This window comes from Pseudomonas sp. P116, from assembly GCF_020149425.1.
Lineage (GTDB): Bacteria > Pseudomonadota > Gammaproteobacteria > Pseudomonadales > Pseudomonadaceae > Aquipseudomonas > Aquipseudomonas anatoliensis.
Genome location: NZ_JACVHB010000005.1, coordinates 354210 through 368556, shown reverse-complemented (window position 1 = coordinate 368556; position 14347 = coordinate 354210). Strand labels below are relative to the sequence as shown.

At 59.5% G+C, this 14347-nt stretch carries 17 protein-coding genes; 3 read left to right on the top strand and 14 right to left on the bottom strand.

Annotation, left to right across the window (positions count from 1 at the left end):
• Positions 1–268 precede the first annotated feature (268 nt).
• The 9 genes from ICA15_RS19020 to ubiE all read right to left on the bottom strand — a co-directional run bounded on the left by ICA15_RS19020 (position 269) and on the right by ubiE (position 6318).
• The gene (locus ICA15_RS19020) at positions 269–976 is read right to left on the bottom strand and encodes a 16S rRNA (uracil(1498)-N(3))-methyltransferase (RefSeq protein ID WP_210554330.1); all 708 of its coding nucleotides are present in this window, start codon (positions 974–976) and stop codon (positions 269–271) included.
• A complete protein-coding gene (tatC, locus tag ICA15_RS19015; protein ID WP_150604819.1) occupies positions 973–1764 on the bottom strand; it encodes a twin-arginine translocase subunit TatC in 792 nt (263 codons plus the stop codon). Before tatC ends, ICA15_RS19020 begins: the two co-directional genes overlap by 4 nt.
• Positions 1761–2198 (bottom strand): Sec-independent protein translocase protein TatB, encoded by a 438-nt coding sequence (gene tatB / locus ICA15_RS19010; protein WP_210554329.1) that lies wholly within the window; start codon positions 2196–2198, stop codon positions 1761–1763. The genes tatC and tatB overlap by 4 nt, the downstream gene beginning before the upstream one ends.
• A 10-nt stretch (positions 2199–2208) precedes the next feature.
• The gene (locus tag ICA15_RS19005; RefSeq protein WP_042557245.1) at positions 2209–2490 is read right to left on the bottom strand and encodes a twin-arginine translocase TatA/TatE family subunit; all 282 of its coding nucleotides are present in this window, start codon (positions 2488–2490) and stop codon (positions 2209–2211) included.
• Between the two features lie 25 nt (positions 2491–2515).
• Positions 2516–2848, bottom strand: coding sequence for a phosphoribosyl-ATP diphosphatase (locus tag ICA15_RS19000; protein ID WP_003220849.1), 333 nt, complete (start codon positions 2846–2848; stop codon positions 2516–2518).
• Positions 2841–3242 (bottom strand): phosphoribosyl-AMP cyclohydrolase, encoded by a 402-nt coding sequence (hisI, locus tag ICA15_RS18995; protein WP_064117075.1) that lies wholly within the window; start codon positions 3240–3242, stop codon positions 2841–2843. Before hisI ends, ICA15_RS19000 begins: the two co-directional genes overlap by 8 nt.
• Positions 3243–3323: 81 nt before the next feature.
• Positions 3324–4928: a ubiquinone biosynthesis regulatory protein kinase UbiB gene (gene ubiB / locus ICA15_RS18990; protein ID WP_210554328.1), complete on the bottom strand. Its 1605-nt coding sequence runs from the start codon at positions 4926–4928 to the stop codon at positions 3324–3326.
• The gene (locus ICA15_RS18985; RefSeq protein WP_150604822.1) at positions 4925–5548 is read right to left on the bottom strand and encodes an SCP2 domain-containing protein; all 624 of its coding nucleotides are present in this window, start codon (positions 5546–5548) and stop codon (positions 4925–4927) included. Before ICA15_RS18985 ends, ubiB begins: the two co-directional genes overlap by 4 nt.
• The gene (gene ubiE, locus ICA15_RS18980; RefSeq protein WP_008080626.1) at positions 5548–6318 is read right to left on the bottom strand and encodes a bifunctional demethylmenaquinone methyltransferase/2-methoxy-6-polyprenyl-1,4-benzoquinol methylase UbiE; all 771 of its coding nucleotides are present in this window, start codon (positions 6316–6318) and stop codon (positions 5548–5550) included. The genes ICA15_RS18985 and ubiE overlap by 1 nt, the downstream gene beginning before the upstream one ends.
• A 166-nt stretch (positions 6319–6484) precedes the next feature.
• Between ubiE and ICA15_RS18975 the strand changes: the two genes are divergently transcribed.
• The 3 genes from ICA15_RS18975 (at position 6485) to ICA15_RS18965 (ending at position 8315) form a co-directional block, all read left to right on the top strand.
• Positions 6485–6760, top strand: coding sequence for a polyhydroxyalkanoic acid system family protein (locus ICA15_RS18975; RefSeq protein WP_042557248.1), 276 nt, complete (start codon positions 6485–6487; stop codon positions 6758–6760).
• A 204-nt stretch (positions 6761–6964) separates the two neighbouring features.
• A complete protein-coding gene (locus ICA15_RS18970) occupies positions 6965–7387 on the top strand; it encodes a phasin family protein (protein ID WP_042557249.1) in 423 nt (140 codons plus the stop codon).
• A gap of 10 nt (positions 7388–7397) precedes the next feature.
• Positions 7398–8315, top strand: coding sequence for a phasin family protein (locus tag ICA15_RS18965; protein ID WP_210554327.1), 918 nt, complete (start codon positions 7398–7400; stop codon positions 8313–8315).
• Positions 8316–8460: 145 nt separating this feature from the next.
• Here ICA15_RS18965 and ICA15_RS18960 read toward each other — a convergent pair whose 3' ends face one another.
• From ICA15_RS18960 to ICA15_RS18940, 5 genes are all read right to left on the bottom strand, one after another.
• Positions 8461–9081 (bottom strand): TetR/AcrR family transcriptional regulator, encoded by a 621-nt coding sequence (locus ICA15_RS18960; RefSeq protein WP_150604825.1) that lies wholly within the window; start codon positions 9079–9081, stop codon positions 8461–8463.
• Positions 9082–9111: 30 nt separating this feature from the next.
• The gene (gene phaC / locus ICA15_RS18955; protein ID WP_150617484.1) at positions 9112–10794 is read right to left on the bottom strand and encodes a class II poly(R)-hydroxyalkanoic acid synthase; all 1683 of its coding nucleotides are present in this window, start codon (positions 10792–10794) and stop codon (positions 9112–9114) included.
• 138 nt (positions 10795–10932) lie between these two features.
• Positions 10933–11787 carry a poly(3-hydroxyalkanoate) depolymerase gene (gene phaZ, locus ICA15_RS18950; RefSeq protein WP_150604827.1) on the bottom strand — a complete coding sequence of 285 codons (855 nt, stop codon included), beginning with the start codon at positions 11785–11787 and terminating at the stop codon, positions 10933–10935.
• A gap of 140 nt (positions 11788–11927) precedes the next feature.
• Positions 11928–13607 (bottom strand): class II poly(R)-hydroxyalkanoic acid synthase, encoded by a 1680-nt coding sequence (gene phaC, locus ICA15_RS18945; RefSeq protein WP_150604828.1) that lies wholly within the window; start codon positions 13605–13607, stop codon positions 11928–11930.
• Between the two features lie 258 nt (positions 13608–13865).
• A complete protein-coding gene (locus ICA15_RS18940) occupies positions 13866–14243 on the bottom strand; it encodes a gamma-butyrobetaine hydroxylase-like domain-containing protein (RefSeq protein WP_210554326.1) in 378 nt (125 codons plus the stop codon).
• Positions 14244–14347 lie beyond the last annotated feature (104 nt).

The following is a 14347-nucleotide window of genomic DNA, read 5'->3' as shown; positions in this document are numbered from 1 at the left end:
GAAACCGATGCCCAGTTTGCGTTTGACGCTGACGTTTCCAAGACTCTCGGCTAACCAACGGTACATGCGACGACTCCCTCGACCACTAATTGGACTTATGGGAGCTGTATCGGCTGGGTGATGGCATTCTGTAACACCATTTATCCGCCGGCCCTGCACGGGATCAATGTAGGAGCTGCCGAAGGCTGCGATCTTTTGATCTTGCTTCTAAAAACAACATCAAAAGATCGCAGCCTGCGGCAGCTCCTACAGGGGATCGGTGTTGCGCTTAGAAGAGGCGCGCGAGGAGGGCGGTCACGGCGGTTTCGACGCGCAGGATACGGTCGCCGAGTTGCACCGGTTGCAGGCCGGATTTGGCCAGCAAATCGATTTCGTAGGGAATCCAGCCACCCTCGGGGCCAATGGCCAGGGTTACCGGTTCGCTCAAGGCGCGAGGGCACGGCGGATAGTTGCCCGGATGACCAACCAGGCCGAGAGTGCCTTCGCTGATCGCCGGCAGTCGATCTTCGACAAAAGGCTTGAAGCGCTTTTCGATGACGATCTCTGGCAGCACCGTGTCGCGAGCCTGCTCGAGGCCGAGGATCAGTTGCTCACGGATCGCCTGCGGCTCAAGAAACGGCGTCTGCCAGAAGCTTTTCTCGACGCGGTAGCTATTGACCAGAATCACCTTCGACACGCCCATGGTCGCCACGGTCTGGAACACTCGTCGCAACATCTTCGGGCGCGGCAGGGCCAGCACCAATGTCAGTGGCAACTTGGCCGGTGGCGGCTGATCGAGGGTGACGCGCAGCTCCGCTTCACCCGCCTCCAGCCGCAACAGCTCAGCCGAACCCATCAGCCCATTGATCCGCCCGACGCGCAGGCTGTCACCGACTTCCGAACGATGGACTTCCTGCATATGCGTCAGGCGTCGATCGCGCAGCACCACACGGTCAGCCGCAATGAAGTCGGCCTCTTCGAGTAGCAGCAGGTTCATGCCTGGGTCGCTGGCGGCTGGTCGTTGTGATCGTCGGCCGGGGTTTCGTCCGGGCGTTCGCGTTTGCTGATCAGGCCACCGAACAGGATGCCGATCTCAAACAGCATCCACATCGGCACGGCTAGCAGGGTCTGCGAGAAGATGTCCGGCGGCGTCAGGATCATGCCGACCACGAAGCAGCCGATGATCACGTACGGGCGGATTTTCCTCAGGTAAGCGACGTCGACCACGCCGATCCACACCAGCAGCACCACGGCCACGGGGATTTCGAACGCCACGCCGAACGCAAAGAACAGCGTCATGACGAAATCGAGATAGCTGGCGATGTCGGTCATCATTTCCACGCCGGCCGGGGTGGCTGCAGCGAAGAACTTGAAGATCAGCGGGAACACGAAGTAATAGGCGAACGCCATGCCGGTGTAGAACAGCATGATGCTGGACACCAGAAGCGGCACCGCAATGCGCTTTTCATGCTTGTACAGGCCCGGCGCAATAAAGCCCCAGATCTGATGCAGGATCACCGGGATCGCCAGGAACAGCGAGACCATCATCGTCAGCTTCAGTGGTGTCAGGAACGGCGACGACACGTCGGTGGCGATCATCGTCGCGCCGACCGGCAAGTACTGGCGCAGCGGCGTCGAGACGAAGGTGTAGATCTGCTGGGTGAACGCGAACAGCCCGGCGAAGATGATAAAGATCGCCGCCACGCAACGCAGCAGGCGGGTGCGCAACTCGGTGAGGTGCGATACCAGCGGCATGTGCTGGTCGTTTTCGGGGAGATCGCTCATGGGGCTCGCGGCGGCAATGTTGGGTCGTGAGGGGCCGGCGCTATTGGCGCGGCTGCTGGAGCAGCAGGTTCAACCGGAGTCGGTGTCACGATCGGCGCAGGCTCGGTGGCCGCGACAACAGGGGTGGTTGTGGCAGGCGCATGAATCGTCTGCTGGCCCACGTGTTCAACCGGCGTCGGCTCTTGCTGAACCGGATTGAAAATCTTCCGCGCCTCCTGCTCCAGCGACAGAATATGTTCGTTGTGCAGTTGCCGACGAATCTCGTCGGCACCGATTTCACGTTCAACTTCCTGTTTGATCGCGTTGAAGCTGCGCTTCAGCCGGCCGACCCACAGGCCGGCGGTGCGCGCAGCACCCGGCAGACGCTCGGGGCCCAGCACCAGCAGGGCGACGAGGCCGACGAGCAGCAGTTCAGAGAAGCTGATACCAAACATTAGTCAGTGCTCACACGTCTTTGCGGATCGGCTCTTCGACTTTCTGCGCCTGCACGTCGATGGTGTGCGGCGGGTTGGCCTGAGCAGTGGCTTGCGGCTGTACCGGTGGTACCGGTTGCGCAGGCGTCACGGTCGGATCGACGTTTGGCTTCTCGTCGTCGTTCATGGCTTTGCGAAAGCCCTTGATCGACTCACCAACGTCGGTGCCGAGGTTTTTCAGTTTCTTGGTGCCGAACACCAGCACCACGACAACCAGAATGACGATCCAGTGTTTCCAGTCAAAAATGCCCATGTTGCTGTTCCTCTCTAAAAATTGTTCAGGCGGACGGACGCGAGGCTTTCTCGACGTGTCCGGACAGACCGAAGCGGCGATCCAGCTCATCGAGCACGGCCTGCGGATGCTGCCCCAGTTGGGCGAGCATGACCATGCTGTGGAACCACAGGTCGGCGGTCTCGTAGATCACATCGCTGCAGTCGCCACTGATAGCGGCGTCCTTGGCGGCAATAATGGTTTCGACCGACTCTTCGCCGACTTTCTCCAGAATCTTGTTCAGGCCCTTGTGATACAGGCTGGCCACATACGAGCTGTCAGCCGCTGCGCCTTTGCGCTCTTCGAGTACCTGAGCGAGTCGCGTCAGAGTGTCACTCATGTTTGTGTCCTGCGGAATAGATTGCGTGCGGGTCTTTCAGCACCGGGTCGACCGTTTTCCAGTCGCCGTTTTCGAAGACGCGGTAAAAGCAGCTTTGACGGCCGGTATGGCAAGCGATGTCGCCGATCTGTTCGACCATCAGGATGATCACGTCGGCGTCACAGTCCAGACGCATTTCATGCAAGGTCTGTACGTGGCCGGACTCTTCGCCCTTGCGCCACAGCTTGCCACGGGAACGTGACCAGTAGATTGCACGGTTTTCCGCGGCAGTCAGCTCGAGCGCTTCGCGGTTCATCCAGGCCATCATCAGCACGCGTCCGGTCTTGTGATCCTGGGCAATCGCCGGCACCAGGCCATCAGCGTCCCATTTGATCTCGTCCAGCCAGTTGTTCATTTTCGACTCCGACAGCGAACCCCACACTTCAATAGTCGGGTTCAGGCATTGAAACAGTGTGCCAGCCGATCACGAAACTGGCTATCGGCGAACGACCAGATACAAACCGACGGCCACCATGATTCCCGCAGGCCAATGCCCCAACTCGTTAAGCGGTCCACCGATGGCGAGAATCGCACCGCCCGCAAGATGGGCACAACCGAGCAGGCGCAGGAACCAGTCGTCCTTGCGTTTGTGCCACGGCGGCGGTGGGTCGTAGGCATGTGGTTGGGACATGCGCTCGAGCAGATCGCGCGCCATGTTGGCCAGGTGCGGCAATTGTTCGAACTGGCTCTGCACGTTGCCGAGCAAGGCTTTCGGGCTGACGCGCTCGCGCATCCAGCGCTCAAGGAACGGCTGCGCGGTGTTCCACAGATCCAGATCGGGATAGAGCTGACGGCCGAGACCTTCGATGTTCAGCAAGGTCTTCTGCAGCAAAACCAACTGCGGCTGCACTTCCATGTTGAAGCGCCGCGCCGTCTGGAACAGGCGCATCAGCACCTGGCCGAATGAAATATCTTTTAACGGTTTTTCGAAGATCGGTTCGCACACGGTACGGATCGCCGCTTCGAATTCGTTGAGCTTGGTTTCTGCCGGCACCCAGCCCGAATCAATGTGCAACTGCGCCACGCGGCGGTAGTCGCGCTTGAAGAAGGCGAACAGGTTGCGTGCCAGATAATCCTGGTCTTCCGGGGTCAGGCTGCCGACGATGCCGCAGTCGATCGCGATGTACTGCGGGCTCCAAGGGTTAACCGTGCTGACGAAAATGTTGCCCGGGTGCATGTCGGCGTGGAAGAAACTGTCGCGGAACACCTGGGTGAAGAAGATCTCGACGCCGCGCTCGGCGAGCATTTTCATGTCGGTGCGCTGATCGGCGAGGGTTGCCAGATCCGTCACCTGAATGCCGTAGATGCGTTCCATCACCAGCACTTTCGGCCGGCACCAGTCCCAATAGACTTGCGGCACGTAGAGCAGCGGCGAACCTTCGAAGTTGCGCTTCAACTGGCTGGCGTTGGCCGCCTCGCGCAGCAGGTCGAGTTCGTCGTAGATGGTTTTTTCGTAGTCCTGCACCACGTCCACCGGGTGCAACAGACGCGCGTCGGCCGAGAGTTTTTCGGCGGCGCGAGCGAGGATGAACAGCCACGCCAGATCCTGCGCGATGATTGGCTTCAAGCCCGGGCGGATCACCTTGACCACCACTTCTTCGCCGGTTTTCAGCTGCGCGGCATGTACCTGCGCCACCGAGGCCGAGGCCAGCGGCTCGACGTCGAAACGGCTGAACACTTCGCTGATCTTCTTGCCGAGCTGTTCTTCGATCAGCTTGATCGACAGCTGCGAGTCGAACGGCGGCACGCGATCCTGCAGCAGCATCAGCTCATCGGCGATGTCTTCGGGCAACAGGTCGCGGCGGGTCGAGAGAATCTGTCCGAACTTGATGAAAATCGGCCCCAGATCCTGCAACGCCAGACGCAATCGCGCGCCTCGGCTCAGCTCCAGCGTCTTGCGCGGGAGCCAGCGCCACGGCAGCACATAACGCAGCGCCAGGAGAAACCAGGGCAGCGGCAGATCGAACAGCAGGTCATCGAGGCGGTAGCGGATCACGACGGACTGGATGCGCAGCAGACGGCGGACGGCGAGCAGCTTCATGCGTTATCGCTTGGGTCGAGGGATCGGGAAAGGCGCTCGAAGCGCGCCTCGAGACGTTCCAGATCAAGTTTGATCCGGTCCAGTTCGCTGAACCGCGCTTCGGCTTCGCGCTGCCCGACGAGGGTGCGCGATTCTTCGGCGAGGTACTCGGCGAGGTTCTGGTTGAGGCTGGCAAATCCTTGTTGGTACCAGCGCGCGCGGCTGCGCAGATGACCGCCAACCAGTTGCGTGGCGACCGGGCCAAGCCAGCGCGAGAGTTCGTACTCCCAGTCCAGCTCAAGGTCCTGCAACACGCCGGCCAGCTCCAGCAGCACGCCGCTGTCGCCATCAAGCTCGACTTCCGGGGCGTGCAGCACCGCGGTCTTGTCTTTGCTCAGGGCCAGTTTCAGCAGGCTGGACGCCGGCGCGCGCAGGGTGCAATCGACGCCGGTTTCCCAGTGCGAGGCCAGCATCAGGCCTTCGTCGCTGGGCAAAATGAACAACTGCAATGCCGGGTTGCGGCAATCGACGGCAATCACCTTGCCGGTCAAATGCGCCAGCCGCGGCAGCGCCGTGCTGTCGAGACGCAGCACCCGGTTCAGGCCGAGTTCAACGCTGGCGAGCAGCCCGGTGAGCAGCATCAGGGCTTGATGCCGCGGTGCAGGGCGACGATGCCGGCGGTCATGTTGTGATAGGTCACGCGGTCGAAACCGGCGTCGACCATCATCGACTTCAGGGTTTCCTGATTCGGGTGCATGCGGATCGATTCGGCCAGGTAACGATAGCTTTCCGAGTCGTTGGTGATCAGCTTGCCCATCAGCGGCATGAAGGCGAACGAGTAAGCGTCGTAGGCTTTGGACATCAGCGCGTTGGTCGGCTTGGAAAACTCCAGCACCAGCAGACGACCGCCGGGCTTGAGCACACGCAGCATCGAGCGCAGGGCGTCTTCCTTGTGCGTGACGTTGCGCAGACCGAAGGCGATGGTCACGCAGTCGAAATGATTGTCCGGAAACGGCAGTTTTTCTGCGTCGGCCTGGACGAATTCGACGTTGCCCGCCACACCCAGATCCAGCAGGCGGTCACGGCCGACCTTGAGCATGGATTCGTTGATGTCGGCCAATACCACTTGGCCGGTCGGGCCAACGAGGTGCGAAAACTTTTTGGTCAGGTCGCCGGTGCCGCCGGCGATGTCGAGCACGCGATTACCGCTGCGCACGCCCGAGAGTTCGATCGCGAAACGCTTCCACAAACGGTGCATGCCGCCCGACAGAAGGTCGTTCATCAGGTCGTACTTGGCGGCTACGGAGTGGAACACCTCAGCGACTTTTTCCGCTTTCTGGCTTTCCGGAACGTTTTTGAAGCCGAAGTGAGTGGTGGGTTCGGCATCGCTGCCTTTGCGCTGATCAGTCATATCGCTGTCACCAAAAGAGAATGCGCGACATTCTAATCCCCAAGCCATGCTTTGTCTTGGAATGGCTAAAGGTAAGATGGGCAACCTTCGGGACGATTTGCCGCAGACGCGGTCAAGATTTACCGACAAGCATTCATAGCTGTATTCAAAAAGAAGGAGTCACCCAATGGCCAAAATCAGTGTTGAGCGTGCCCACAGCCTGGGCAAGGAAGCCGCCCGCGAGAAGGCCGACAAGCTGGCCAAAAAGCTAAATGAACAATACGGCCTGGAGCCGCAATGGTCGGGCGACGTATTGAATCTCAAGCGTTCGGGTGTGAAAGGCGCGGTGCATGTTGGCGATGACTCGATCCGCGTCGACGTGGAACTGGGCCTGATGATGTCGGCCATGAGCGGCATGATCAAAGCCGAGATCGAGAAGGCTTTGGATAAAGCGCTGGTCTGAAAGCCAAAAGATCGCAGCCTTCGGCAACTCCTACATTGAATTGTGACCCCCGTAGGAGCTGCAGAAGGCTGCGATCTTTTCATTCGGGCACCACCGATTCATGTCAGTTGTTAGGGTGCCGTTTCTAATTTTTCTACTTACTTTGTGCCTGAGCCCGACACTTTCGCGGGCAGTTCCTCAAACCTTCTGCGCGTGAGGTGCACCATGGCCAAAGTAATTTTGAAGAAAAAAATCGACGTTTCGACTTCTGCTCTGAGCGACGTCAAATCCTATGCCCGCAAGATCTGGCTGGCAGGCCTGGGCGCCTACGCCAAGGTTGGCCAAGAGGGCGGCGAGTACTTTCAAGAGTTGATCAAGGCTGGTCAAACTGTTGAAAAGAAAGGCAAAAAGGTAGTCACCGAAAAACTCGAAGCGGCCAATGCCGAAATCGACGAAGCCCGCGATGAAGTCAGTTCTTTCAAAGGTCGCGTCGAAGTTCAGCTCGACAAGGTCGAGAAGGCTTTCGACACCCGCGTAGCAAGCGCCTTGAATCGTATCGGCATTCCGTCTAAACATGACGTTGAGACACTCTCTGCTAAGCTCGATGAGCTGACGGCATTGCTCGAACGCGTCGCGCGTAAATCTTAAGGAGAACGGGATGGCTGGTAAAAAGAACACCGATAAAGAAGGCAGCTCGTGGATTGGGAAGGTCGAAGACTACTCCCGCAAAATCTGGCTGGCTGGTTTAGGCGTGTACTCGAAGATCGACACTGACGGCAGCAAGCTCTTCGATACATTGGTCAAAGACGGCGAGAAAGCCGAGAAGCTCACCAAGTCTGCAGTCGGCAAAAAAGTCGATGCCGCCAAGGATTCTGCTTCTTCTGCCAAGTCGCGCATCAGCGGCGTGAAAGATCGCGCACTGGGCAAGTGGGATGAGCTGGAAGGGGCTTTCGACAAGCGCCTGAACAGCGCGATTTCGCGCCTGGGCGTACCGAGCCGCAATGAGGTCAAGGCCCTGCACAGCAAGGTTGAAACCTTGACCAAGCAGATCGAAAAACTCACCGGCGAGAAGGCGCGTCCTGTAGCGGCGAAAACCGCTGCGGCAAAACCGGCAGCTAAAACTGCAGCGGCCAAGCCAGCGGCCAAAACCGCGGCCAAGCCATTGGTCAAAGCGGCTGCCAAACCTGCGGCGAAAGCCAAGGCTGCGGTTAAATCCGTAGCGAAAACGGCTGCCGCCAAACCTGCTGCAAAAGCAGCGGCCAAACCGGTTGCTGCCGCCAAGACCGCTGCCAAAGCCGCTGCCAAACCTGCAGCAAAAGCAGCAGCCAAGCCAGCCGCGAAAACCGCTGCCGCCAAACCTGCTACCAAGCCAGCGGCCAAACCGGCTGCAGCGAAGAAGCCAGCAGTGAAAAAACCGGCCGCGCCGAAAGCCGCTGCGCCAAAACAGGCCGCTCCAGCAGCCAAGCCTGCGACCCCGGCAACCCCGGCCAGCGCGTCGAACTCCGCCGCTGCACCGACCCCGGTTGCAACCCCGACTGCTGCATCGACCCCGTCGACGCCTACCAGTCAGTCCTGATTTTTCAGGGCAAAACAAAACGCCCGGCCTGTGAAGGTCGGGCGTTTTTGTTTGAAGATCAAAAGATCGCAGCCTTCGGCAGCTCCTACAGAGGTACACATTCCCCGGTAGGAGCTGCCGAAGGCTGCGATCTTTTGATTCCGGGCTACTCGTGGTCTTCAAGGTATTGCAAAGCCATCCGCTCCGTGGCGACCTTCACCGGCGGCAGCAAGTGCGGCGCCACCAGCATCATGATCTGATAAACCACCAACCTGACCTCACCCTCTCGATCCAGAATCCGCTGATAGTCCAGCGAAAACAGCAATGTCATGGTGATCTGCTCCACCAGTTGCCCCAGCGCCTGGGTATCACTGACCAACTGCCCCGAAGCCTTCAAGCGCGCCAATAACGACGCCAGCGTGCGCTTCAGCGCATTGAGCAAATGACGAATGCCCTTCGCCAGTTTCGGCAGTCTTCCGGCCAGGTTCGACAGGTCCTGAAACAGGAACCGGTACTGCGCCAGCCGCTCGACGATCAAATGCAAAAACAGCCAGTAATCCTCCGGCGCCAACTCTACGTCCGGCGGTGGATCCAGCAGCGGTGCCAGTTCATTCTGGAAGCGATCGAACAGCCCGAGTATCAGCGGTTCCTTGCCGTGAAAGTGGTAGTAGAGGTTGCCGGGGCTGATCCCCATTTCGTTGGCAACTTCCATGGTGGAAACGTTCGGCTCGCCCTTTTCGTTGAACAATTGCAGAGCACATTCGAGAATCCGGTCGCGGGTTTTCATCCAGTCTTCTTAGAAAAGGTCGGTTAAGCGTCAGCGCACACGCACGTAAGTACCGGGTGCTGCCTCCATCGGTGGATAGTTCGGGTTGCCGAGGGGCATCTGGGTTTCGTGCTGGGCGCCCGAGCGCTGCTGAATCCATTCCAGCCACTGCGGCCACCAGCTGCCGTCGACGTGTTTGCCGTCGTAATACCAGGCGCGTGGGTCGCTGCTCATCTTGCCGTTCTCGACATACGCGGCTTTCGGGTTGCTTGGCGGGTTGAGAATACTCTGCACATGGCCGCTGTTGGACAGCACGAAACGCCGTTCCCCACCCAGTAACAGGGTCGAGCGATACACCGCATCCCACGGCGTGATGTGGTCGTTCATGCCGGCGACGCTGAAGCTGTCGACCGTGACTTTCTGCAGGTCAATCGGCGTGCCGCACACTTCCAGCCCGCCCGGATGGGTCAGCGGGTTGTGCTTGAAGAAATCCAGCAAGTCGCCGTGAAAGGCGGCCGGCAGGCGAGTGTTGTCGTTGTTCCAGTAAAGAATGTCGAAGGCCGGCGGCTCTTTGCCCAGCAGGTAGTTATTGACGAAGTAGCTCCAGATCAAATCGTTGGGGCGCATCCAGGCGAAGATCCTGGCCATGTCGCGACCATCCAGCACGCCTTTTTGATAGGAGCGACGCTTGGCGGCTTCGAGGGTCTGCTCATCGGCAAACAGCGTGGCCGGGGTTTCGATCTGGCTGTCGAGCAGGCTGACCAGGTAGGTGGCGCTGGAGATGCGGCGCAACTGGCGCTTGGCTTGCAAGTGACCTTGCAGTGCGGCGATGGTCAGGCCGCCGGCACAGGCGCCCATCAGGTTGACCTCGCGGGCGCCGGTGATCGCCCGGCACACGTTCATCGCTTCTTCCACGGCCTCCACATACGTCGACAAGCCCCACTCGCGGTGGCGCACATCCGGGTTGCGCCAGCTGATCATGAAAGTCTGCAGGCCGTTCTTCAGGGCGTACTGCACGAAGCTGTTGTGCGGGCTGAGGTCGAAAATGTAGTACTTGTTGATTTGCGGCGGCACCACCAGCAGCGGCTTGGCGTACTGTTTTTCGCTCATCGGCTTGTACTGGATAAGCTCGAGCATCTCGTTGCGAAACACCACCGAGCCTGGCGTGGTGGCAACCGTCTTACCGACCTCGAAAGCCTGACGGGTCACCTGCCGTGGCAGGCCATCGTTGTGCAGCAGATCATCAAACAAATGACTGAGGCCACGCACCAGACTGTTGCCGCCGGAGTTGAACAGCTCCTTGATCGCCAGCGGGTTGAGCAGGGTGTTGGACGGCGCCACGGCGTCGTTGAGCAGGGTGAAGGCGAAGTGCGCGCGGGCGCGGTCGTCCGGGTTCATGTTGCTGTCGTCGATCCAGCTCTTGACCTGCTTCTGCCAGGCCAGATACGCCTGCAGACTGCGTCGATAGAACGGATTGAGGCTCCACGCCGGATCGGCAAAACGGCTGTCTTGCGGATTGGTGGGATGCAGGGTCTCGCCAAGCAAAACGCGACCAAGCTGGCCACCCAGTTTCAGAGCGTGCTTTGCGCTGTGGAGCGGGTTGCGCAGACCGTGCGCGGCGACACTGCGCAGCGTCGAGATCATATCCCGACCACGCAGGCCGGTGATCGCACTTTGTGCGTTGATGAAAACGGCTGGGCTGGGCACTACGCCCTTCGCTGGTTTGTCGCGCATGACTCAACACTCCTTCGTCTTCAGGCCAAAAACAAACTCACCGAACCAGAACACCATAGACGCTGTTATGGGTTGCTGCCTGCGCGGCGTCCTGCCGCGCACTCTGCATAAAGCCCTGCATAAAGCCTGCCGCAGCGATTAACCGCCCAGCGGTGTCGGGTGCGGGTGCATCACCGCTCGCTGACGTTCCTCCTGGAGGAATTTCATGATGATCGGTGCCACAGCTTCGGCGCGGGTAATCAGGAACAAATGGCCGTCGTCGATGATGTGCAACTGGGCGTTGGGAATTCGCCAGGCGAGCATGCGCATATTGATCAACGGGATCAGCGGATCGTCGTCGCCGGCCAGCACCAGCGTCGGTTGATGGATCTTGTGCAGCCAGTGAATGCTGGTCCAGCCAAGGCCGGCGAACAGTTGCCAGTAGTAACCGAGTTTGCCCGCCGAACGCACTTTCGCGGCATGGCTGGCAGCCAGCGTCGGGTCGCGGCGAAACGAGCCGCCGTAGATCAGCGGCGCGATGCGGATCACATGGGACGGCTGGATGTAGCGCCTGGGACTTGCCATCATCCACAGCACTTTCGGCTTGCCCGGCACCATCACGGCACCGGCAGCGGTCGCCGCCAGCACCAGTTTCTTGCAGCGCTCGGGGTAGTCGTAGGCGAATTGCTGCGCGAGCGCGCCGCCCCACGACACGCCGATCACGTTGACCTGACCGTAGTCCAGATAATCGAGCATCCGCGACGTCAGTTTGGCCAAGCCAGGAAAACGATAGGGCCGATTGGGCGTCGAGGAACCGCCGACACCGGGCACGTCGAAGGCGATTACTTCCAGATCCGGGTCCAGCGCCGCGACAAATGGAAACACCAGCTCCAGGTTGGCGCCGATGCCGTTGAAAATCAGCAAGGGCGTCAAGTGAGGCTTGCCGGGGCGTACCGCCGTGCGGAGGGTCTGGCCATCCAGCTCGACAGTACGGAATATGAACGGTTGCGGCATGCGTCAGGCCCTGTGGATTTAAATTCACCATCCCCCCGTGTAGGAGCTGCCGCAGGCTGCGATCTTTTGATCTTGATTGTAAAAAACAGAATCAAAAGATCGCAGCCTGCGGCAGCTCCTACAAGGACGGGTGGTGTCAGTTACCGCTCGTGTACGTAAGTGCCCGGCGACGCTTCGCCCGCCGGGTAAGCCTTGTTGCCCAGTTTGGTCGGGGCCTTTTTCAGGTTGCCCGCCCGTTCGGCCTGCCACGCCTGCCAGTGCAACCACCAGGAATCGGTGTGCTTGGTCGAGTTCTCTTGCCAGTCTTCGGCATTGGCGGCCATTTCTTCGCCGGTCATGTATCGGGACTTCGGGTTGCCCGGCGGGTTCAGAATGCTTTGGATATGGCCGCTGCTCGACAACACGAACTCCACTTTGCCACCGAACAATTGCGCCGACTTGTAGCAAGACTTCCACGGGGTGATGTGGTCGTTGGTGCCGGCCAGCGAAAAGATGTCGGCAGTGACCTGCTTGAGGTCGATCGGTGTGCCGCACACTTCCAGTGCATTGGGGCGAATCAGTGGGTTGTTTTTGAACATCTCGATCAGGTCGCCGTGGAACGCTGCCGGCAACCGTGTGGTGTCGTTGTTCCAGAACAGGATGTCGAACACCGGCGGCTCGTTGCCGAGCAGGTAATTATTGACCCAGTAGTTCCAGATCAGGTCGTTGGGGCGCATCCACGCGAAGACCTTGGCCATGTCTTTGCCCTCAAGCACACCGGCCTGATACGAATGGCGCTTGGCGGTCTCCAGGGTCTGTTCGTCGACGAACAGGGCGACGTCGCTGTCCAGCGTAGTGTCGAGCACGCTGACCAGCAGGGTCAGGGCGTTGACCTTGTTCTGGCCGAGCGCCGCATAGTGGCCGAGCAGGGCGGTGCAGGTGATGCCGCCGGAGCAGGCGCCGAGCATGTTGATGTCTTTGCTGCCGGTGATCGCGGTGACCACGTCGACCGCTTCTTTCAGCGCATCGATATACGTCGACAGGCCCCACTCGCGCTGCGCCTTGGTCGGGTTACGCCAGCTGACAATGAACGTTTGTACGTTGTTGCGCAGGCAGAAACGCGCCAGGCTCTTGTCCGGGCTCAGGTCGAATACGTAGAACTTGTTGATCTGTGGCGGCACCACCAACAGTGGTCGCTCGTGGACTTGCTCGGTGATCGGCCGGTACTGGATCAGCTCCAGCACATCGTTTCGAAACACCACGGCGCCTTCAGTCACGCCCAGGCTCTTGCCGACCTCGAACGCGCCCATGTTGACCTGGCTCGGCATGCCACCGTTGTGCACCAGATCCTTGGCCAGATGCGAGAGGCCGTCGAGCAGGCTTTTGCCACCGGTTTCGAAGAAGCGCTTGACCGCTGCAGGGTTGGCCGCGGTGTTGGTCGGGGCCATGGCCTCGGTCATCAGGTTGATGACGAAGTGGCCGCGCGCGATATCTTTGGGCGACAGGCTGCTGTCGTCGATCCAGGCATGGAGTTCCTTGCGCCACGCCAGATAGGTTTGCAGATAACGTTTGTAGAGCGGGTTCTGGCTCCACGCAGGATCAGCGAAACGACGGTCATCGCCTGCCGGTTGCAGTTCGGATTTACCAAACAGCACGTTCTTCAGTTCGAGGCCGAAATGGGTGACGTGCCTGACGCTATGGATCGGTTGTTTGATGGCCTGTTTCAGCACCATACGAGCAGAGGCCAGCAGATCCTTTCCGCGCAGCCCAACGACGGGATTAAGCCCCAGGGTGTTTTCCGAGGCTTGGTACTTCAGGTCATCGTTATTCTTGTTACTCATCTACGACGCTCCATTGTCCTGAGACGAGTACCCGGTTTTCTGCTGTGCAGTTCCACAGCGATTGCCAGGTACTACTGCTCGGGTGACCGTTAATTCTGCATAGCTGCTTTACAGTCGTAGAGCACTGCAGGGAACTTGCCAGCTCCATTGGTTACCCGAGTTTAATTTTTTTCGCAAGCGGGCCGATCCTCGACGCCGCAGCGGAGCATTCAAACAGATGAAGTTAGAAAATGCCCTCTAAAGAGCACGACCCTCGGACTAGAGCATCAGCTTGACGATCGACTCGTCCGGATCACGGGTTTTACCAGCGGCTTTGAGCTCGGCCAGATAATCGGCCCAGAGTGCGTCATGACGTCGCCCCAGCTCATAGAGATATTCCCAAGTGAACAAGCCGCTGTCGTGGCCGTCATCGAAGGTCAGTTTCAGTGCGTAGTGACCGGCCGGTTCCAGCTTGGTCAGACCGACATTGAGCTTGCCGAATTGCAGGATGGGTTTGCCGTGGCCCTGGACCTCGGCGGAGGGAGAGTGCACGCGCAGAAATTCCGCGGGCAGGGTGAACTCCTCGCCGGACGCGTAGGTGAGCGTCAGGGTTTTCGAGGCTTTGTGCAGCTTGATGTCGGTGGGGATAGTAGTCATTGCAGGTCATCCGACTGAGTGAAACACCCTGTAGGAGCTGCCGAAGGCTGCGATCTTTTGACTTTGCTCTTCAAAAAACACGATCAAAAATCGCAGCCTGCGGC